At 51.4% G+C, this 20522-nt stretch carries 14 protein-coding genes; 11 read left to right on the forward strand and 3 right to left on the reverse strand.

The genetic code is table 11. From position 1 onward, the window contains the following. Window positions 1-53: 53 nt before the first annotated feature. From ACQ4MZ_RS05740 to cobA, 3 genes are read right to left on the reverse strand one after another with little or no spacing between them, the layout of a single operon-like run. Window positions 54-1364 carry a NarK family nitrate/nitrite MFS transporter gene (locus tag ACQ4MZ_RS05740; protein ID WP_430843622.1) on the reverse strand — a complete coding sequence of 437 codons (1311 nt, stop codon included), beginning with the start codon at window positions 1362-1364 and terminating at the stop codon, window positions 54-56. Window positions 1365-1400: 36 nt separating this feature from the next. Then, a complete protein-coding gene (locus ACQ4MZ_RS05745) occupies window positions 1401-2759 on the reverse strand; it encodes an alginate export family protein (RefSeq protein ID WP_430843623.1) in 1359 nt (452 codons plus the stop codon). A gap of 37 nt (window positions 2760-2796) precedes the next feature. Further along, window positions 2797-3555: a uroporphyrinogen-III C-methyltransferase gene (cobA, locus tag ACQ4MZ_RS05750; protein ID WP_430843624.1), complete on the reverse strand. Its 759-nt coding sequence runs from the start codon at window positions 3553-3555 to the stop codon at window positions 2797-2799. Between the two features lie 275 nt (window positions 3556-3830). On the opposite strand from cobA, the gene nirB reads away from it, so the two are divergent. From nirB to ACQ4MZ_RS05805, 11 genes are all read left to right on the forward strand, one after another. Then, window positions 3831-6347 carry a nitrite reductase large subunit NirB gene (gene nirB / locus ACQ4MZ_RS05755; protein WP_430843625.1) on the forward strand — a complete coding sequence of 839 codons (2517 nt, stop codon included), beginning with the start codon at window positions 3831-3833 and terminating at the stop codon, window positions 6345-6347. 313 nt (window positions 6348-6660) lie between these two features. Beyond that, window positions 6661-7014 carry a nitrite reductase small subunit NirD gene (gene nirD, locus ACQ4MZ_RS05760; RefSeq protein WP_430843626.1) on the forward strand — a complete coding sequence of 118 codons (354 nt, stop codon included), beginning with the start codon at window positions 6661-6663 and terminating at the stop codon, window positions 7012-7014. A 130-nt stretch (window positions 7015-7144) separates the two neighbouring features. Beyond that, window positions 7145-8572 (forward strand): ATP-binding protein, encoded by a 1428-nt coding sequence (locus tag ACQ4MZ_RS05765; RefSeq protein WP_430843627.1) that lies wholly within the window; start codon window positions 7145-7147, stop codon window positions 8570-8572. 28 nt (window positions 8573-8600) lie between these two features. Further along, window positions 8601-9263, forward strand: a complete 663-nt coding sequence (locus ACQ4MZ_RS05770) for a response regulator transcription factor (RefSeq protein ID WP_430843628.1) — start codon at window positions 8601-8603, stop codon at window positions 9261-9263. Between the two features lie 76 nt (window positions 9264-9339). Continuing rightward, a complete protein-coding gene (locus ACQ4MZ_RS05775; protein WP_430843629.1) occupies window positions 9340-10248 on the forward strand; it encodes a ThuA domain-containing protein in 909 nt (302 codons plus the stop codon). A 129-nt stretch (window positions 10249-10377) separates the two neighbouring features. Beyond that, on the forward strand, window positions 10378-11208 hold the full coding sequence (locus tag ACQ4MZ_RS05780) for a hypothetical protein (RefSeq protein WP_430843630.1): 831 nt from the start codon (window positions 10378-10380) through the stop codon (window positions 11206-11208). 438 nt (window positions 11209-11646) lie between these two features. Then, the gene (locus ACQ4MZ_RS05785) at window positions 11647-12579 is read left to right on the forward strand and encodes a hypothetical protein (RefSeq protein WP_430843631.1); all 933 of its coding nucleotides are present in this window, start codon (window positions 11647-11649) and stop codon (window positions 12577-12579) included. A 69-nt stretch (window positions 12580-12648) separates the two neighbouring features. Further along, window positions 12649-14970 carry an arylsulfatase gene (locus ACQ4MZ_RS05790; RefSeq protein WP_430843632.1) on the forward strand — a complete coding sequence of 774 codons (2322 nt, stop codon included), beginning with the start codon at window positions 12649-12651 and terminating at the stop codon, window positions 14968-14970. Window positions 14971-14988: 18 nt separating this feature from the next. Next, window positions 14989-16362 carry a sulfatase family protein gene (locus tag ACQ4MZ_RS05795; protein ID WP_430843633.1) on the forward strand — a complete coding sequence of 458 codons (1374 nt, stop codon included), beginning with the start codon at window positions 14989-14991 and terminating at the stop codon, window positions 16360-16362. A gap of 57 nt (window positions 16363-16419) precedes the next feature. After that, entirely contained in the window at window positions 16420-17100 is a 681-nt protein-coding gene (locus ACQ4MZ_RS05800; protein WP_430843634.1) for a hypothetical protein, read from the forward strand. Between the two features lie 320 nt (window positions 17101-17420). Beyond that, window positions 17421-20450, forward strand: coding sequence for a SusC/RagA family TonB-linked outer membrane protein (locus ACQ4MZ_RS05805; RefSeq protein ID WP_430843635.1), 3030 nt, complete (start codon window positions 17421-17423; stop codon window positions 20448-20450). Window positions 20451-20522 lie beyond the last annotated feature (72 nt).

The following is a 20522-nucleotide window of genomic DNA, read 5'->3' on the forward strand; positions in this document are numbered from 1 at the left end:
AATTGAAATTGAATTGAGATTGAATTGAAATTGAATTTCATCTTGCAGATCCATCAAGCCTCTGCTGGTTCCAATTTTCCAGTTTCTGCTGTGATTGTTTGTGCTTTCTCAAAATTGATCAGTGCAACGATGGCGGCTACACAAGCAATAGCGACACCGATATACATGAATGCCTGCGAGTAGGTGATAGAACTGGATTTGAACAGGAAGCCCGCGAGCACCGCGCCTACGTTACCGCCAGCGCCTACGATACCACTTACCGAACCGATTGCTTTTTGGTTAATGAATGGAACAATCGCATAAGTAGCGCCATTCGCCATTTTCAAAAACATCGCGAAGCAAAGCATCGAGATTACTGCGCCCACAATGCTGCCGCTCTGTGCGAACAATGCAATGCCGATTCCTTCGAGGACGAGCAGGAGCGCCAGCAAACGACCTTTGCCCAGCATACCCCATTTGTTACCGACTTTATCCGCGACGATCCCCCCCACTGCCCGAGCGAAAATGTTCATAAAACCGAACGTGCCGGCCAGGATACCTGCCGTGGCCAGGGAGGTATTGAAGTTTTCCGAGAAATACAATGCTGCTACATTATCGAAAGTAATTTCAATTCCAAAACACGCTCCATATGCCAGGAACAGTGCCCAAGTACGCGGATCGCGCATCGCGATGCCGAGGGTACCCTTCGCTTTGGCTGCTTTCGGGTTAGCGATGGCAAGGTCTTCAAAGTTGCCTGCCGGCGTATCTTTGGTGAAGAAGTAATACACGAATGCAAAGATGAGCAATGCAGCACCAGGGATCACCATCGCGATTCTCCATGCCGATTCCGGCACGTAACCTGCGCCCACGAATGCAGCGAAAATGAGCGGCATAACCATGTTGGTGATACCGCCGCCGAGGTTCCCCCAGCCACCGGCTACCGCGTTGGCCGTTCCGACGATCTTCTTGTCGAACATCACCGAGGTGTGGTACTGGGTCACCACAAAAGAAGCACCGATCACGCCGATTGCCAGGCGGAAAAGCAGAAAACCTTCGTATGAGTTTACCAAACCGACCGTCATGACCGGAATCGAGCCAAGGCCTAGCAATGCAGCATAGGTTTTGCGCGGGCCCCACGAATCGCAAAGTTTCCCGATCGCGATGCGGGCGATGACCGTTGCGGCTACGGAAGCGATGATAATGTTACCGATCTGAGGCTTGGTCAATCCGAGGTCGGTTTTGATGACGGTCATCAATGGAGCCAGTCCGAACCATCCGAAGAAACAAAGGAAGAACGCCATCCAGGTCAGGTGGAAGGTGCGCATTTGCACGCCTTTGAAACTGAATATATTGAGTTTTTCAAGCGGCTTATTGGTCGTTTCCATAGTAATAAGAGGTTGAAAGTGATGGTTATGACAGACTTATTTCAAAAATTCAGGTTTGATGTTGATCATCAGGTAAGCCCAGTTGGACATCTTTTGCGGATTTTTCACACCTTTTACCTGCGCGAGGCTGTTGGTCGAGAAAAAGGTGCAGTAGCCGCCCTGGAAGCTGATGGTCTTCGTGAGATTGTAGTTGGCGATAATATCGAGCTCTTCGCCGAAGCTGGATGAAAGTTTCGGATTGTCAGCTACACGCACTGCGGCGGCGCTGGCGAAATGATGCAGGTCGGTGTTGATCGAAAACTTTTCGGAAGCTTTGATGGTGGTATTGATGTAAAGGTCCGAAAGCCCACCCTTGCCGAAGCCGTTGGCCGCGTAGAAGTAATCCATTTGTCCCCAAAACTTGTGCGGCGTGCCGTAAAGCGGGTCGAAAGTGTGGTTCCTGGCTGAGCCGGTAGCTGTGCCGGAGGTGTAGTCAAAGCCGGGACCAATGGAAAATGCACGGCTCATCGCATACATCCCCCGGACAGAATACATATATGCGCTCAATGTTGCGCCATCTTTGTCTTTGCCGGTTTGATAAAAAGCATTGGCAGTCAGCGTCCAGTTTTTACCGATTTTGGTTTGCAGATAAGGCCCTAACGTAACCCTGCTCCGCACGCCGTTCGTCAGCTTCTTCACGCCCGCCGTATCCAGTGTATATTTCTGAAAATCGTCCTTCACAACGAGGAAAGAGGCATTTCCCTGCTTCAATTTTTTACCCAAATACAGGAATTGCAGTGATTTGTACATCGTTCCGATGCCGTTCGTCCCGGCAGGGTAGCCCACGGGCACGCCGTCGTACAATGTACCGGTTTTGAGCTCACGGTTTTGGTTATACGCAACTCCCAGATGGGCGGTAAAGCCATTGAAACCGTACTTGATCAAAGCCGCATCGTGCCGCCGTGCCTGTTGCAGCCAGTCGAGGTTGCCCAGCACGCGGCTGTCGTCGTAGAGCAATTCCTGCCGCCCGATCTTCAATACAAACTCTTTACCGAGCTTGGTCTGGTTGGTATCCAGCAAGCTGATCTCCCCCCACGCTTCGTGCAGCATCAGCCCATTCAGCGACGAATTGGTAATGCGGTTGTTTGTAGAAGCATCCTGCCCCCAAACGCGCACATCCTGCACGGCAACGAAAAACTGCGTTCGGTAACCCTTGTAGCCCGCATTCAGCCGGGTACGCTGGGAAGTGAAAAAGGCAGGCTTTTCGCTTTTGGAAAGCATTGTGCCTTGTCCGTCAAGCAACTCCGTCCGAGTCCGTAGTTGACCCGAAAGGCTGAACTGCGCCATTGTCCGCGTCGGGGCCAATAGGCCGGCCGCGGTAATGCCCAGCAAAAGGAGGTAAACAGCTTTTCTCATTGTGATTATGTTTAGGTTGGAGTGAAAGCTAAGCAGGTCAAAATGCCATCTGCATATTTTGCAGGTATTCGAATGCGTAAGCGGGACTTAGGGCCACAACTTCGCCCATTACCATGATCGCCGGCGTGCCGATGCCGCTCTCGCGTACGAGGCGGGGCATCTCCCAGACCTGTCCCACCACACTCTTCTCGTCCGGCCGGGTGCCGTTCTGAATCACGGCCATAGGCAAATGTCCGCGTCCGAAGTGTTTGTATAGCGCGCAAATCTCTTCCAGTTTATTCAAACCCATTAAGACAATGACCGTCGCTTTCGACTGCGCCGCCAGCCGGAGGTCGTCCGAAAGTTCGCCGTTCTGCGTCGTGCCGGTGATCACCCAGAAGCTCTCGCTTACACCGCGGCGTGTTACCGGTACGCCCAGCGAAGCCGGAACAGCGATGCTGCTGGAAATGCCCGGCACCATTTCGCAAACGATGTCGTGGTCCTGCGCATATTCGATCTCCTCATGCCCGCGGCCGAACACGAACGGGTCGCCGCCTTTGAGCCGTACCACATGGCCGCGCTTGCGGGCGAGGCGTACGATCAAGCCGTTGATCTCGTCCTGCGAGAAGGAAGGGTTTCCCACTTTCTTGCCTACATACATCTTCAATGCGTGGGCTGGCGCAAATTCCAGGAAAGCCGCGTTGGCGAGCTCGTCATACAGTACCACATCTGCCGTTTGCAATGCACGCATGCCTTTGAGTGTGATCAGTTCGCTGTCGCCAGGGCCGGCTCCTACCAGTGTCAGTTTCGCTTCCATCTCTTATATATAATAGGGTGAATATTAGAAATGTACTATATATAGTATTTTGTAACTATATCAATTATTGGTTCAAATTTACTAGTCAAATTTTATAAAACAATCATTTTGCCAAAATTTATGTTTATTTTTAACCATAAATACGAATTAAAAGTTAGGAATTTAAGAAAACGCGATTTACTTTTGACTTATCGAAAAAGTAATGATGCGCCTGCAATATTAGAATAGTTCAATAAAATAATCGTGTTTTCACAAATAAATAGTTATTAATTACTATGAAAGCTGTTTCAAACACCCGGATCGTCGTAGTTGGCAATGGTATGGTGGGCTACAAATTCTGTGAAAAGCTCCTCTCGAGAAAAAAAGACGGACAGGACTTTACCATCACTGTATTTGGTGAAGAACCGCGTGCCGCCTATGACAGAGTACATTTAAGCGAGTTTTTTGCAGGCAAGACGGCAGACGACCTTTCAATGGCCGGTGTCGACTGGTATGCCGAAAACGGGATACGGCTGTTTTTGTCCGACCCGATAGTAGATATCGACCGGGAGGAGAAACTGGTACGTTCGCACCATGGACATATAGTATATTATGACTACCTCATAATGGCCACGGGTTCCGGAGCATTCGTTCCCTCGATCCCGGGCGTCGAAAAGGATGGGGTGTTTGTATACCGCACCATCGAGGACCTGGAACTGATCCAGTCGTATGCTAAAAAAGCCAGAAAAGGTGCTGTGCTTGGTGGCGGCCTGCTCGGTCTCGAAGCGGCGAAAGCATTGCTGGACCTGGGATTGGAAGAAGCGCACGTAGTAGAATTCGCCCCGCGCCTCATGCCGCGGCAGATCGACGACGCCGGCTCACGCATGCTGCAAAGCCAGCTCGAATCGCTCGGTTTACAAATACATTTATCGAAGAGTACACAGGAAATTAAAGGCGACGACCGCATTGAAGGAATGCAATTCGCTGATAATAGCTTCCTGGATGTGGATATGCTCGTGATTTCCGCAGGTATCCGTCCGCGTGATGAGGTTGCCAAAATTGCGGGACTCGAAACCCACCCACGTGGCGGTATCGTCGTGAACAACCAACTGCAAACTTCCGATCCGTCCATTTTCGCAATCGGAGAATGCGCATTGGCACACCATATGATCTACGGTCTCATCGCGCCAGGCTATGAAATGGCCGATGTGGTAGCGACGATGCTGACCGGCGGCGAGAAGGAGTTTTTGCCTTATGACATGTCGACCAAGCTGAAACTCATCGGTACCGACGTGGCGAGCTTCGGCGATCCGTTCGTGGAAGAGCCTGCTTGCCGCACAATCCGTTACGAAAACAAGGCCAAAGGCATTTATAAACGTATTAATGTAAGCACCGACGGCAAAACTTTGCTGGGTGGGATCCTGGTTGGGGAGGCAGAGCAATATAATATGCTATTGCAAACCTGCAAGAACAAAACCATTCTCCCGCCCGACTCCGAAGACCTGATCCTGGGCTCCCGCGGGGGCGAGGAAGCGGGCGCAGGCGTAATGAGCCTGCCCGACGATGCGCTCATATGCTCGTGCGAGGCTGTTACCAAAGGCATGATTTGCCATGAAGTAGGCGAAAATGGCCACCACACCCTGGATGCGTTGAAGAAATGCTGCAAAGCGGGTACAGGCTGCGGCGGCTGCATCCCGATGGTGAAAGATCTGATCGCCGGTGTGATGAAGGAAAAGGGCGTTTATGTTCGCAATGTGATCTGCGAGCACTTCGATTACTCACGGCAGGAACTCCTCGACCTGGTGAAAATGAATGGTTTGAAAACTTATGGCGCGGTACTTGACCATCACGGCAAAGGCGATGGCTGCGAAGTATGCAAGCCGCTCGTAGCCTCGGTGCTGGCCAGCCTTTGGAATGAGAATATCCTCGAAAAAGACCGTGCTGTGGCGCAAGATTCGAACGATCGTTATCTGGCCAATATCCAGAAAGGCGGTACGTATTCGGTGGTTCCGCGGATTCCCGGTGGTGAAATCACGCCCGAGAAACTGATCGTGATCGGCCAGGTGGCGCAGAAATACGGTTTGTATACTAAAATCACCGGCGGCCAGCGCATTGACCTCTTCGGCGCGCACTTGGGCGATTTGCCGGATATTTGGGAAGAACTGATCGGCGCCGGCTTTGAAAGCGGCCACGCTTACGGGAAATCGCTGCGGACCGTAAAAAGCTGTGTGGGCTCGACCTGGTGCCGTTTCGGAGTGCAGGATTCCGTATCCTTCGCAATCGAAGTGGAGGAGCGCTACAAAGGCCTGCGCTCGCCGCATAAGCTGAAATCGGCGGTATCGGGTTGCGTGCGTGAATGTGCGGAAGCGCAAAGCAAAGACTTCGGCATTATCGCTACCGACAAGGGCTGGAACCTGTTTGTCTGCGGCAATGGCGGCGCCAAACCGCAGCACGCGCAATTGCTCGCCAGCGATGTGGATAAGGAAACTTGTCTCCGTCTTATCGACCGCTTTTTAATGTTTTATATCAAGACGGCTGACCCTTTGACGCGTACCGCTACCTGGCTCAACAAAATGGAGGGTGGTATGAATTATCTCAAGGCCGTGGTCGTGGACGATGTACTGGGCATTGCCGAAGAACTTGAACGCGATATGCAGAACCTGGTCGACGTCTACAAATGCGAGTGGCGCGAAGTGGTAGAAAATCCGGAGCTCCGCAAACGTTTCACGCATTTCGTGAACACGCCGATGAAAGACCCGAGCGTCACATTCGCGGATATGCGCGACCAGAAGCGCGCTACCGAATGGGCGTAGGGACCGGGATCCATGGCGCATTGCCGGCTCCCCGGGGCGCTGCCGTCGGCTGAAGCCATCGGAAATGGAATAAAATCGAAAATCCATTGCATGCGCTGCCCGTCGGCTGAAGCCAACGGAAATGGATTGAAGATAAAACCATTGCATACGCCACCCGTCGGCTAACGCCAACGGAAATGGATTAAAATGAAAAATCCATTGCCCCGGGTTTTAACCCGGGGGATCAATAGCAAAAGAATAGCAAATCAATAGCAAAAAGATTTTTTAACCAGGGGTTTCAACCCCTGGCCTTGACGATCAACCTTACAGCAAAATGGAAACAATCACCGACACAATTAATGCAGTAACCTGGCACATGGCATGCTACGTCGACGATATCCCGGAGGACGGCGGAGGCTGTGCGTTTATCAGCGGCAAGCAAATTGCCATTTACAATTTTGCGAGAAGGGGAGAGTGGTATGCCACCGACAACCAATGCCCGCATCGCCAGCAGATGGCTCTTTCGCGCGGAATGATCGGCAGCCACGCAGAAGAGCCGAAGGTGGCTTGTCCTTTTCATAAAAAAACCTTTTCATTGCAAACCGGACAGTGCCTAAACGACGATGAATACCGGATCAACACCTTTCCGGTGATGGTGAAGGAGAACCGCGTATACATCGGCCTGTAAGCCTTAGGTAGCCAGGCTAGCTTACAACAGGCGGCCAAAGGAGCCCTCGCAAGACGGAAGCGCCGTCCGGTCGCAGACCTAAATCATCCAGGAGGTCGCCCCCTGGTCTATGACCCCTGGTAGTTAACAAATGGAGAGACTCGACAAGCGCGTAGCGGGCAGCCTGACGCGGTTTTATGTGGTGGCATTGTGTGTGGTAGCTTTGCTCACCGTGAGTGGCCTGTTTCTAATCAGGCGTACGATCCGTAGCCTCAACCACGATAGCCGGCTGGTAAACGTGGCAGGGCGCCAACGGATGCTCAGCCAGCGCCTAACCAAGTTGGCCGTGTTGAAAGTCAATGAGTTCGAGCATCGCGACTCCGTGAATTTCGGCTCGTTGCTCAAATTGTGGAAGGATAGCCACGAGAACCTCGTATCCAGAAAATTGCCTGTCGAGAAAGGTTTTGTCACCTGGAAAAGCCAGCCTCTGGACACTATGTTCCACGAACTGGCTCCCGTTTTTGACACCATTTACGAAAGTTTACTGATCATCAACCGTGATGACGCCGACGTGGCCACAAGGCAGCGGGCCTTAGCGCAGGTCCTTGACAACGAGCCGCGGTTTCTGTCGCAGATGAACCGTATTGTGTTCCAGTTCGATAAGGAAAGTTTTGAACGGCTTCAAAACCTGGAACGCATTGAATGGATATTGGATTTGATGACGATCCTCGTACTTGTAGCGGAGGGGTTGCTGATTTTCAGGCCAGTAGTGAACACCACACGCCGTGTTGTGCGGATGCTGACGGAATCGGAAGATGCGTTACAGCTATCCAACCAGCGATTGAAAGAGGCCAATAGCCAGCTTGTCGAAACGCAGAAAGAGCTGCTGCGTCTTGAAGAGGAAAAATACGAATTGCAATTAGCCGAAGACCGCGTCAGGGCAGGCGCGTTAATAGAAGGGCAGGAGGAGGAGCGGAAGCGCTTTGCGTTGGAGCTGCACGACGGAATAGGCCAGATGCTGACCGGGCTGAAACTTCACGCGGAAAAATTGAAAGCTGTGCAGTTTCACGATGAGAAACACCAGAAGCGTTTCGACCAACTGGTGACGTTGATCCAGGACATCATTCAGACAACCAGGCAGGTATCATTTAATCTGATGCCTTCGGTGCTCAGCGATTTCGGGCTGGCGTCGGCATTGAAACTGCTCTGTCGGCAGACGGCCGATGTGTCGGGGATCCAAATTTTGTTCGAAGGTGAGACCGGCGAACGTATTCCCATGAGCCGGCCTATGGAAATCGGCTTGTACCGAATTGCTCAGGAGGCATTAAACAACGCAGTGAAACATGCGAATGCGGATCTGATCAAGATAAAATTGGAACAAAATAAGAATCGCATCGTTTTGGAAATTGCGGATGACGGAAAAGGATTTTTAATTAGTAATTTAAAGTCAGAAGGACAGTTCCTGACCCGCAACGGGATGGAGAATATCCGTACGCGCACCCGACTTCTGAATGGAGAAATAGAGATTAGTTCCAAAGTGGATAGCGGCACGATATTGGTCGTTCGGGTTGATTTATAATGACTTATTGCTGACTAGCTGACCATATATGTCTATTCGGATTTTAGTTGTAGACGATCATTCGGTAGTGAGGCAGGGCATTATCACCCTGCTCGAAGATGAAGAAGACCTGATCATTGCCGGCGAAGCCTCGGACGGCGACGAAGTGTGGGATATGGTCGAAAAAGTGAAGCCCGACGTGATCTTGCTCGATCTGACGATGCCCCGTATGCCGGGCCTGGAAGTGATCAAGCAGATCGTACCGGTATTCCCGTCTGCGAAGATCCTCGTATTCAGTATGCATAATAATACCGATTATATGCTTTCGTCGGCGTTAAACGGCGCTTCGGGATATCTGGAAAAGGATACCGGGCGTGATGAAATGCTTAGGGCGATCCGCGCTATTGCCAGAGGCGAACTCTATTTTCCACCGTTCGCGTCGTCGGTGATTATCAAAAACCTACTCAAGCAGCTCGCCCGCGTAAGCGACGCACGGCCCGTGCAGGAAGAAGTCCAGGAAAAATCGATCTGGAAAATTATAACCCCACGAGAACAACAAATCCTCAAATGCCTTACCGAAGGAATGAGTAGTAAGGATATTGCCGAAAAGTTCGACATCAGCTCCAATACCGTCGCCAATCAGCGCGCGAGTATCATGAAAAAGGCCAACGTGAAGAACACGGCCGAGCTGATCAGCCTTGCAATGAAGTAACTCATGGCCTGATTTTTATGCTGTTCAAGCCCAGTTACCGGTTTCGGAAGCGAACCGTCAATCAAACTGGGATACAATGGACAGGATATGCACCTTCATTTTGAGTTTTATATTGCTCTTTGCAATTGCAAATGCACAGGTTAAATCAGCCGTCAATAAAACGGTACCCAAGAAGAGGATCGTCTTTATCGCTGGTCCCGATAGCCACGGCAAAGGAGAGCACGAACACAATGGCGGTTGCACATTACTCGCAAAAGCCCTTAACGACAGTCTGCCGGGCGTGGAAGCCGTGATTGTACGCAATGGCTGGCCGCAGGACGAATCGGTATTGGACAACGCGGCTGCCATTGTTTTCTACCTTGATGGCGGGGGGGCTGACCATCTGGAGTTGGTGCATGCAGCTACAATGGAAAAACTCGTTGCGAGGGGGACGGGTATTGTTAACCTGCATTTTTCCCTCGAAGTGGACGCCCAGGCTGGCGGCGACCGTTTTTTGAAATGGATAGGAGGGTATTTTGAAATCAACTGGTCGGTAAACCCAGTCTGGGAAGCCAGTTTCGCGCGCTTTCCCGACCATCCCGTCGCGCGTGGCGTAAAACCTTTCAGCATTCTCGACGAATGGTACTACCATATGCGTTTCGCGCCCGGTATGAAAGGTGTGACGCCCATTTTGCAGGCATTACCGCCGGAATCCACACTGGACAAGCCCGATGGCACCCATTCCAACAACCCCGCAGTACGCGAGGCGGTCATCACCAGAAAAGAACCACAAACCCTCGCCTGGGCCTTCGAGCGGCCCGATGGCGGCCGGGGATTTGGTTTTACCGGCGGGCATATGCATAAGAACTGGCAAAACGACAACTTCCGAAAACTCGTACTGAATGCCATCGCATGGGCGGCAAAAATCGACGTTCCGGCTGATGGCATCCCTTCTGCAACTCCCACTGATAATGAGTTGAATGCGCTCACGAAGCGAGTGAATTGAGCAGTCAGGATTAAATTTTTTTAATCCGTAAATTTCTTTCACGGGTTTTGCGTTACTTGCTGTAATAACCCGGTGGTCCTCACGCGACGGAAACGAAGCAGGCCCATTGCTGTTTGTGTTGAAGTCAAGATGAAATACGGTTTCCAAGAACCGCGTAAGCGCCCTAACAAGATCACTTTTTTACTGCTTACCCTGCTGTTTGCAGGACAGTGGCCTGTTTACGCCCAAACCGATTCCACAGTCGCGGTACCGTCTCGTATTCCTGCGCAATCCACAATTACTTTACCAAAAATTGAGGCTATACCGGACACAACGGGCACTTTAAGCCGGGTTTCCGCACAAAACAAGGTCAAGCTCTTTTTCAATTTTGATGCGCGGGGGACATTTATCCAGCATAAGCATATCAACGTTTTCGGAGTCAATGCAGGGATTACTTTCGGCGAGAAACGCAACCGCCTGACGGCGGGCTACTATTGGCTGGGCTATAATGCAGCGCGGCGGCTGGTTAACTGGCGGAAAATGTTTCCCAACCCTTTGAACCTCTCTTACTACACGGCTACCGATGTTCGCTTTGCCAACTTTGCCTACTGGCACACCGCGATCCGCAACAAACGCTGGGTGTTATCTACTCCGCTGGAAATTGGCATCGGTAACGAAAGCACCCGTTTCCGCGACCTGTTCGACAGCGTTATATCCGGCTCGCGAAAAGACTATTTTATTCCCTTGCAAGTAGGCGTATACGCCGAATACCGCGCATTGCGCTGGGCGGGCATCAATTCCCAGATCGGCTACCGCAACGCCCTCTCTTCCGGCGAATTCCGCGAACGTTTCAGCGGGTTTTATTACAGTTACGGAATTAACCTTTATCCTGAGGCGATCTGGCAGGATTTCAAGAAGTGGAATAAGCGAAAATCAAAATCGCCGACGCTTGATAATACGGCTTTGCCGGTTGGACATTAAGCGGTGATCTCGCTGGCAAGTGTGTTGTAAGTGTCGTAAATTGGGGAAAACACTAAAGACCAAAGCGAAGGCCTACAAGTCGTCTGGTAATCTCCCCGCAAACCCATTTTTTCACGAATTTCAACCCAATCCCTTGCGTTTTCAAATTCTTTAAATTTACTTTGTCTATCAAATTAGTAGATTTTATCTGTTAACCACCAGCAGACGAGATCAATACCACAATCTTTTTCAAACATGAAATCGATGGATCGTTATTCTTCGCGCAGTATTGGTATGCCTATGGTGGGCTCTTTCGGTTATTCCTTCGCTCTCGCAACCTGTTGCTGTTGTTGAGCTGCTTCTGACGATTGTTTGTGCCGTAGTTGATTTTTACTCTGTTATGCATCATCCATTAAGCTGTGGGCCGGCTGGTCCATACTCCCAACCACTTTTTATAGTATGAAGAATTTTAAAACAATCTTTCTGGCGGCAGGCCTGGCGCTGGCTGCTTTCCCAAATGCAATTGCACAGGAAGCGAACGATAACAAGGTGATCATCACCGGCGTGCGGTTTGCTTACCCGCTGGTCGACAAATGGATCAAAGAATATACCGCTGCCAATCCCAAGGCACAGATCGTGATCGAAACGCGCACGATCACGGATCCGGCGAAATATGACTTGCTGATCGAGGCTTATGATCAGGACAAGGAAGTGAAGGACACCCGCGAATATATTTCGATCGGTCGCTATGCATTGTTGCCGGTAGCGAATGCGAAATCCGCTTTCGCGAAAGAATATGCAGATAAAGGACTGAATGAGAAAACATACAAGCAAATCTTCTTCCACGATATTTACGCAGAAAAAGACAAGTCGCTGACGACGCAATACACTATTTACACACGCTTGCAGAAGGCCGGGGCACCGCTCACTTTCGCGAAATATTTCGGTTACGAGCAGCAGAATATCAAAGGCAAAGCCATTGCCGGCGCCGATGAGCATTTGATCAAGGCGCTCCTGAAAGATGAGACGGGCATTACGTACACTACGCCGGGCCTCGCTTATGATCTGCAAAGCCGCAAGCCGCTAGACGGGCTGACGATCATCCCTGTCGACCTGGATGGCAACGGCCGGGTCTCCAAAGAGGAAAAAGCATTGGAAAACCTGGACCAGGTGATTGCGACGCTGGAAGCAGAAAAAGTGAAGAATGTACCGGTTGAAAATATCCATTTTTCGATCGCAAAAAATAACTCCAATCCGGAGGCCAAGAAATTCCTGCTTTGGGTAGCGGCGAATGCCGACAAGGACCTCCACCAATTCGGTTATCTGAAAGCCGATGCCAGACGCCTGGCCGACGAAAAAGAAAAACTGGAAAGATTTCAGGCTGTAAAATAAGGTTTGCAAGCCCGCGGGCACGACGTACGTCGTGCCCGCTTCTTCTACCCCATTCATTCCAAAACCTTTATGACAAAACGACTATTATCCGCCCTGACCAGGCAGCGGCTGAGCCTCTTTGTGCTCGGCACTGCCGTTTTTGGCCATGCATCGGCCCAACACGACCCCGTTCAACCATTCAGGGGGAAAATCGGAAAGACGATCGAAGAGACCGAACAATGGTGGCAGGAGCAGCCTAAGGCGCCCAAAGGTGCCCCAAATGTAGTATGGATACTGCTCGATGACGTCGGTTTCGGTGCCACCTCCGCATTCGGCGGGTTGATCGATACCCCTAATTTTGAAAAGCTGGCCCGGGGAGGCTTGCGTTACACCAACTTCCACACCACCGGCATTTGCAGCCCTACGCGCGCATCCTTGCTCACGGGCAGGAATCCGCACGCGGTAGCGATGGGGCATCACGCCGAATTGGGAATTGGCGCACCCGGGTATAATGGCAATATTCCGTTCGAAGCGGGGACTGTGGCCGAGATTTTCAAGGAAAATGGCTACAACACCTTTGCATTAGGTAAATGGCATGGTAACCAGCCGCGCGACCTCACGATCGCCGGACCGTACAATCGCTATCCGACCGGTCGGGGCTTTGAGCATTTCTACGGGTTCCTCGGCGGCGCTACCGATCAATGGCACCCGCAGTTGGTGGAAGAAACTTCACCGATCGATATCGAGCCTAATACGAAGCATTTGAACCAGCTTCTTTCTGACAAGGCCATTTCCTATATCGCGAACCAGAAGTCGGCCGACCCGGAAAAACCTTTCTTTCTATACCTGGCTACCGGCGCCGCCCATGCACCGCATCACGTTGCACGTGAGTGGAGCGACAAGTACAAAGGCAAGTTCGACGGAGGCTGGGATGAGTATCGCGAAAAAGTCTTCCAGCGGCAACTTGCCGGCGGCTTGGCGCCCAAAGGTACGCAATTACCTCCGCGGCAGACGGGTATCAAACCATGGGACTCACTTTCTGCCGATGAGAAGAAGATTTACGCCCGTTTTATGGAAGTGTACGCAGGCTTTCTTTCCTATACCGACTACGAAGTGGGCCGGGTAGTGAATTACCTGCAACAAATTGGCCAGTTGGATAACACGCTGATTTTCCTCGTCGTGGGAGATAATGGCGGTAGCAAGGAAGGAACCTACACAGGTACCACGGGCACGGCCGAGAAGTCGGCCGGAGACGATATCAAGTTTCTGTTAGCTCAATACGACAAACTGGGCACCGAATACAGCTATCCCAATTATCCCCTGGGCTGGTCGCAGGCTACCAACACGCCATTCCGGTACTGGAAAAGTGATGTGAATGCCGAAGGCGCGTCGCATACTACTCTCATTGTGCATTATCCGAAGGGTATTACCGATAAAGGGGGGCTTCGTGCGCAATACACGCATGTAACCGACATTTTGCCCACGACCATCGAACTCACCGGTGTGAAGGTTCCGACCGAAATCAACGGATACAAACAATGGCCATTCCACGGCACGTCGCTGGCCTATTCGCTGAATGACGCAAAGGCCGCGGCGCGGCATACACAGCAGTATTACGAGCTGCACGGCGGTCGGGCTATCTACAAGGATGGCTGGAAAGCAAGCGTTTATCACCCGCGGAATACATTTGGGGAGGAAACGACGGATATCAATTTCATCGCGGATTTCAAGCGTGACAAATGGGAGCTTTATAATATCAATGAAGACTGGAACGAGATCAACGACCTCGCCGCCCGATATCCCGAAAAACTGGAAGCATTGAAAAAGTTGTTCGACGAGGAGGCAGAAAAATATAATGTGTACCCGCTTAAAAATTTCCGCGCAGGGCTTACGTCGCCTCCCGTTCGGCCCAAAGCCGTGATCTATGAAGGTACGACCATTAAGACACGGGTTTATATTGGAAAAGGGCCGGTGGATATCACCGCGGAAATAGAGACGGGCAGTAATGCGGAGGGTGTGATTTTCGCTAATGGCGGCTTACTGGGCGGAAGCAGCCTTTATATAAAAGAGAACAAACTACATTACCTGCTCAACAACGGTCTGAAAGAGATAGTACTGACATCCACCAAACCCTTGAAAGAAGGCCCGAACACTGTTCGCATTGAATTTGCGGCCGATCAAAAACTGACCTTGCTTGTAAACGGCGAAAAGGCGGCAGAGCAGGCGGGTATCGGTATCAAATACCTCGCTTCGGCTTCCTCCGACGGGTTTAGCGTTGGGAAGGACCTCAATTCCCCGGTTACCAAAGATTATCCCGGAACTTTTGCCTTCAATGGTCGGGTGAAGGAGCTGGTCATCGAACAACACAAGGAGAATCAGGAGAAAGTGGGTTTATTACAAAAGGAAAAGTAACATTTTGATGATCCTTCCATGAGAAAATTACTGATAGCTGCCGCGCTGCTGGTGGCCGCCCTGACGACCCAGGCGCAGCGTAAGCCCAACATCGTCGTAATCCTCGCCGATGACCTCGGGTATAGTGATATCGGCACATTCGGTGCGACGGATATCCGCACGCCGAATATCGACGGGCTGGCCGCGAACGGTATCAAATTGACATCGTTTTACTCCACTTCGCCCGTGTGCAGCCCTACGCGTGCTGCGCTCATCACGGGCCGGTACCCGCGCAGGATGGGGATCGATCATGTGTTTTTCCCCGAAAGCTTTACCGGCATTCCTTCCGACGAGGTCACCATTGCCGAGGCATTGAAAGGCAACGGCTACCGCACGGCGATCTTCGGGAAATGGCACCTGGGCCATCACAGGCAGTTTCTGCCTTTACAGAATGGGTTCGATGAATATTACGGTATTCCGTACAGCAACGACATGATGGGCGTAGTGTACCTGCGTGGAAACGATGTGGACAGCATTAAGGTTAATCAGAAATACATCACCCAGACCTACACCAAAGAGGCGGTACGCTTCATCGACCAGAATAAGGATAAGCCGTTCTTTCTCTATATTACCCATAACATGCCCCACGTGCCGATTTACGCTTCGCCTAAATTTGAGGGAAAATCGAAAAGAGGCTTGTATGGTGACGTGATCGAGGAGCTGGATTGGAGCGTGGGAGAGGTGGTGAACGCATTGAAAAAGAACGGGCTGGAAGAAAATACGCTGGTTGTATTCACAAGTGACAACGGTCCCTGGCTGATATTCGATGTGGAAGGCGGCTCGGCCGGGCCGTTGCGGCAGGGGAAAGGAACCACTTTCGAAGGCGGGCAACGGGTACCGGCCGTAGCTTACTGGCCGGGTAAAATCAAGCCGGGAACGGTTTATGACGATCTGGCATCGCAACTCGATCTTTATCCGACGATTATCAGCCTCACAGGCAGTCAGAAAACGCAAACCAAAAAGCCGCTTGACGGAGAGGACATCAGCCCGGTGCTGTTTGATATAGGGAAGCGGAAGGGCGATGAATTTGCCTACTATTCCAACGGCATTATCGAAGCATATCGCAAGGGCGACTGGAAGATCCGGCTGCCGCAGAAGGATGTGAAAGCCGGCAATACGGTGATCGTTGCCGCTGCGGATACATTGCTGTTTAACCTCAAAAACGACATCGGGGAGCAGCATAATCTTTTGAAATCCAATCCGGCGAAAGCAAAGGAACTGCTGGCCTCGCTGGAAGCCTACAAAAAGAAGATAGGCGATACCCCGCCGCCGCTCGTGCAGCGGATGCCATCGGACGATAGCCACATCAAAAAAAGAGCTGAGCGGGCCGCTGGAAAAAATACTGGCAAATAAGTAGTTTTGGAATGGTTATGCATTTTGATAGCCATTCCAATTTTAATTTAAACAGCCATGAAAAAAATCACAACCACCGCCCTGGGGCTTTCATTTGCCCTGTTTTCTCTGCTCACCTCTGCCCAGGCGCAGGACATTGCGCTCAAACCTTCATTGCTTACACCCTTTCAGGTGACCGTCACTGTCACCGATTACAAAGGGAAATCCGCCGTCGCATTGGAAATGCCCAAAATGGCTACGAACGAAAAGACGCTGGCCGTGTTGAAAGACATAGATTTTCATAACGGTACTATCGAAGCAACAATTTCGGGCCAGCCGCAGGCGAATGCGGGCGAAGGCGCGCGCGGGTTTGTGGGGATCGCGTTCAGGGTAGCTGCGGACACTTCCAAAATGGAGCTTTTCTACATCCGCCCTACCAACGGCCGTGCCAACGACCAGGTGCGCCGCAACCATTCCACGCAATACGTTTCCATGCCCGGGTTCCCCTGGGAGAAGCTGCGCAAGGAAACCCCGGAAAAATACGAAGCCTATGCCGACATGGTACCCGCTGAGTGGACCAGGGTGAAAATTGAGGTGAAGGACGAGACTGCTAAATTCTACATCAATGGTGCCCCTCAACCGGCATTGATCGTCAACGACCTCAAACAGGGCAAAGACTTGCGCGGAGGCGTGGGTTTATGGATCGGGCCGGGTACACTCGGGCACTTTACCGATTTGAAAGTAACCAAACTGGATTAATTGGTTCCTATTGAAAGTAACCGTTCAAAATATCTCAATAATGCGGGATTATGCTTGCATTATTGAGATATGTAAGTTTACTTTGCCGATCAAATTTATAGAGTAACTATTTTTTTGAAATCCAGTCGACCGGAAATAACCACCATTTCCAGACGGTACATCTACAAATGCCTGTAATGCTTTAAACACAGGGGCAGGGTTTCGCATGTACGTTGAATTGCGTATATGAATTAGCGTTATGTTTCTGCGCCGGCACCCGCAATTGGGGTAGCTCCGTGCCATGCCTTTGAGTATTTACTAAACCCGCTTAACACTAATCAATGAGAAAGTACCTTTACGTGGTTCTGTTCCTGACAGGCTTTTTGCATTATTCCTACGCCCAGGAAACGGTTACCGGTGTGGTGAAGGACGCCTCCGGGCAGACGATACCCGGGGCAACGGTCGTCCTCAAGGGCACAGCCCGCTATACCGCTACCGATCTCGACGGCAAGTTTTCCATTCCTGCACCCGACGATTTTCCCTTCACGCTGCAAGTAAACCTGACCGGTTACCAGCAGCAGGAAATCGACATTTATGAATTGACCGGCGAGCCCGCGGAAGTTGTTCTGAAAACAGCCAATGTACTCGACGAAGTAGTCGTGATTGGCTACGGGACACAGAAAAAGGGCGATATTACCGGTTCGGTAGCGTCGGTGCCGCAGCTGGCTTTGAAACAGCCGATCAGCTCTTTCGATCGTGCATTGCAGGGCGCCGCGGCGGGCGTGCAGGTAACGCAAACATCGGGACAGCCGGGCGCGGCCGTGAGCATACGCATACGTGGAGGCAACTCCATTACCGGTGGGAACGAACCATTGTACGTGATCGACGGCTTCCCGGTGTACAATAGCAATGCCGATGCCAGCGCAGGTGTGACCGCCGGGCCGAGTATCAATGCGCTTTCCAGCCTGAACCCCAGCGATATTGAATCTATTGAAGTGCTGAAAGACGCGTCCGCCACAGCGATTTATGGTTCGCGCGGTGCTAATGGCGTGGTGATTATTACCACCAAAAAGGGAAAAGCAGGGCAAAATACCCTGACGTACGATGCGTACTATGGTACCCAAAAGGTATTGAAAAAAGTGGATGTGCTTACCAGCGCCAGGGACTGGGCATTGCTCAAAAACGATGCGCGTGCCAATTCGGGAAAGGCACCGTATTATACCCAGGCCCAGATCGATGCATTAGGCGAGGGGACCGACTGGCAAAGCGAAGCATTCCGCCCGGCACCGATCCAGAACCACCAGCTGTCGTTAACCGGCGGCGATGATCGCACGCGCTACTCGATTTCGGGGAATTACTTCAAACAGAACGGCGTGCTGCGCAATACCGATTTTGAGCGGTATTCGGGCAGGATTAACCTCGACCGTGATTTTTCTTCCAAATTGAAAGTAGGTGTAAACCTCACGGTGAGTAAAATCACCGCGCAGGTGGCCAACAACGGTGTGGTAAATGCCTTACTCGCCATGCCGCCGACGGTGAATGTGTATGATGCCAACGGCAAATACACCTATCAAAGCGAGTTCGAGACGCCGCTGGGTAACCCGGTCGCCACTTTGGAAAGAGAAGTGAACCGGACCAAAACCTATCGTGTGCTTGGCAATGTGTATGGGGAGTATACCTTTCTGGAAGGTCTGGTGGGAAAGGTGTCGTTTGGCGCCGATGTGATCAACAACAAGCAGAACCGCTATGTCCCGTCGGATATTTACCAGGGAGCAAACTCCAACCCGACGGGCAAGGCTTCGGTGGGAACCAAGTTTTCGTCGACCTGGCTGAACGAGAATACATTAAGTTATTCCAAAACTTTTAACCGGAAGCATTCACTGAACATTGTAGTCGGGTACACACAGCAGGCATTTGAAACCGAAAGCGCCATAGCTGCGTCCGAGGCGTTTGTGACCGACCAGTTGGAATACAACGACCTCGGAAGTGGCTCCGTGTATAGCCAGCCGTCATCAGGCTCGTCGGCGTGGGCATTGAACTCCTGGCTCGGGCGTATCAACTATTCCATCGACCAGAAATACATTTTCACTGTGAGCGGTCGCGCCGATGGATCTTCCCGCTTTGGGAAGGACAAGAAATGGGGCTATTTCCCTTCCGCGGCATTTGCGTGGAATATTTCGAGAGAGGATTTCCTTTCAAACTATAAAACCATCAGCAATCTGAAACTCCGCCTGAGCGCCGGGGTGACGGGTAACCAGGAGATAGGGCAGTACCTTTCGCTGGCGACTTTGAATTCCAATACCTATTTCTTCGGTGGGCAGACCTACACTGGTTTCGCGCCGAACCGCATTGCCAATCCCGATCTCGGATGGGAAACCACCGCACAATACGATGCCGGTATTGACCTTTCATTGTTCAAAAACCGCGTCAATTTTGTGTTTGATGCCTATTACAAAAAGACGACAAATTTGCTTCTGAATGTACCGATCCCTTACACGACCGGGCAATCGACCGCATTGCAGAACTACGGTTCGGTAGAGAACAAGGGGATTGAACTGGGGATTAATACCGAGAACTTCACCGGTGCATTTACCTGGAATACCAACTTTGTATTTTCCATTAACCGTAATAAAGTGCTAGCCCTCGGTGACGGGGCCAATTACATCATTTCCGGTGCCAATATCGCCAAGGTGGGCCAGCCACTCGGGTCATTTTACGGGTACCAAACCAACGGCCTGTTCCAGATTGGCGACGATATCGCCAACCTGCCGACCATTAACCCGGCGACTACCAAACCGGGCGACCGCCGCTACGTCGATATCAATGGCGACGGTAAAATCACACAGGCCGACGACCGGACGCTCATTGGTAATGCACAGCCGAAATTTCAGGGAGGGATTACCAACACCTTGTCCTATCTCAACTTCGATTTCAGCTTTTTCTTCCAAGGGACCTATGGTAACAAACTTTTCAACCAGAACAGGCAGCAGCTCGAACTCCTGACCGGCCAGCAGAATGCTTCTATAACCGCATTAGAACGCTGGACACCGACCAATCCGACCAATGTAATCCAGCGGGCATTCGAAGACCCTGCGGCTGTGAATACCAGCCGGTACGTGGAGGACGCGTCGTTCCTGCGCCTGAAAAACGTGACGCTGGGTTACAATTTGCCCAAGGCTATTGCCTCCAAAATCCATGCGAGCCAGATCAAGGTGTACGTATCGGCGGCCAACCTGCTTACCTGGACTAAATACACCGGTTTCGACCCCGAAGTGAGCCGCAACGAGCAGAGTACGCTCACGCAGGGAATCGATTACAGCGTGTATCCCGGCAGCAAGTCGTTTCTCGGCGGTCTCAGTATTTCGTTCTAAACATTTTTGTGAAGTGTCGGACCCTGTCATTTGTAGTCATTCATAGTCATGTATTGTCATTGAAGTACAATA

The organism is Dyadobacter sp. BHUBP1 (assembly GCF_050587785.1).
Lineage (GTDB): Bacteria > Bacteroidota > Bacteroidia > Cytophagales > Spirosomataceae > Dyadobacter.

What these genes read in the sequence shown, in the direction of transcription:
- ACQ4MZ_RS05740 (WP_430843622.1), bottom strand. Translation starts at nt 1,364, where the DNA reads ATGGAAACGACCAATAAGCCGCTTGAAAAACTCAATATATTCAGTTTC.
- ACQ4MZ_RS05745 (WP_430843623.1), bottom strand. Translation starts at nt 2,759, where the DNA reads ATGAGAAAAGCTGTTTACCTCCTTTTGCTGGGCATTACCGCGGCCGGC.
- cobA (WP_430843624.1), bottom strand. Translation starts at nt 3,555, where the DNA reads ATGGAAGCGAAACTGACACTGGTAGGAGCCGGCCCTGGCGACAGCGAA.
- nirB (WP_430843625.1), top strand. Translation starts at nt 3,831, where the DNA reads ATGAAAGCTGTTTCAAACACCCGGATCGTCGTAGTTGGCAATGGTATG.
- nirD (WP_430843626.1), top strand. Translation starts at nt 6,661, where the DNA reads ATGGAAACAATCACCGACACAATTAATGCAGTAACCTGGCACATGGCA.
- ACQ4MZ_RS05765 (WP_430843627.1), top strand. Translation starts at nt 7,145, where the DNA reads ATGGAGAGACTCGACAAGCGCGTAGCGGGCAGCCTGACGCGGTTTTAT.
- ACQ4MZ_RS05770 (WP_430843628.1), top strand. Translation starts at nt 8,601, where the DNA reads ATGTCTATTCGGATTTTAGTTGTAGACGATCATTCGGTAGTGAGGCAG.
- ACQ4MZ_RS05775 (WP_430843629.1), top strand. Translation starts at nt 9,340, where the DNA reads ATGGACAGGATATGCACCTTCATTTTGAGTTTTATATTGCTCTTTGCA.
- ACQ4MZ_RS05780 (WP_430843630.1), top strand. Translation starts at nt 10,378, where the DNA reads ATGAAATACGGTTTCCAAGAACCGCGTAAGCGCCCTAACAAGATCACT.
- ACQ4MZ_RS05785 (WP_430843631.1), top strand. Translation starts at nt 11,647, where the DNA reads ATGAAGAATTTTAAAACAATCTTTCTGGCGGCAGGCCTGGCGCTGGCT.
- ACQ4MZ_RS05790 (WP_430843632.1), top strand. Translation starts at nt 12,649, where the DNA reads ATGACAAAACGACTATTATCCGCCCTGACCAGGCAGCGGCTGAGCCTC.
- ACQ4MZ_RS05795 (WP_430843633.1), top strand. Translation starts at nt 14,989, where the DNA reads ATGAGAAAATTACTGATAGCTGCCGCGCTGCTGGTGGCCGCCCTGACG.
- ACQ4MZ_RS05800 (WP_430843634.1), top strand. Translation starts at nt 16,420, where the DNA reads ATGAAAAAAATCACAACCACCGCCCTGGGGCTTTCATTTGCCCTGTTT.
- ACQ4MZ_RS05805 (WP_430843635.1), top strand. Translation starts at nt 17,421, where the DNA reads ATGAGAAAGTACCTTTACGTGGTTCTGTTCCTGACAGGCTTTTTGCAT.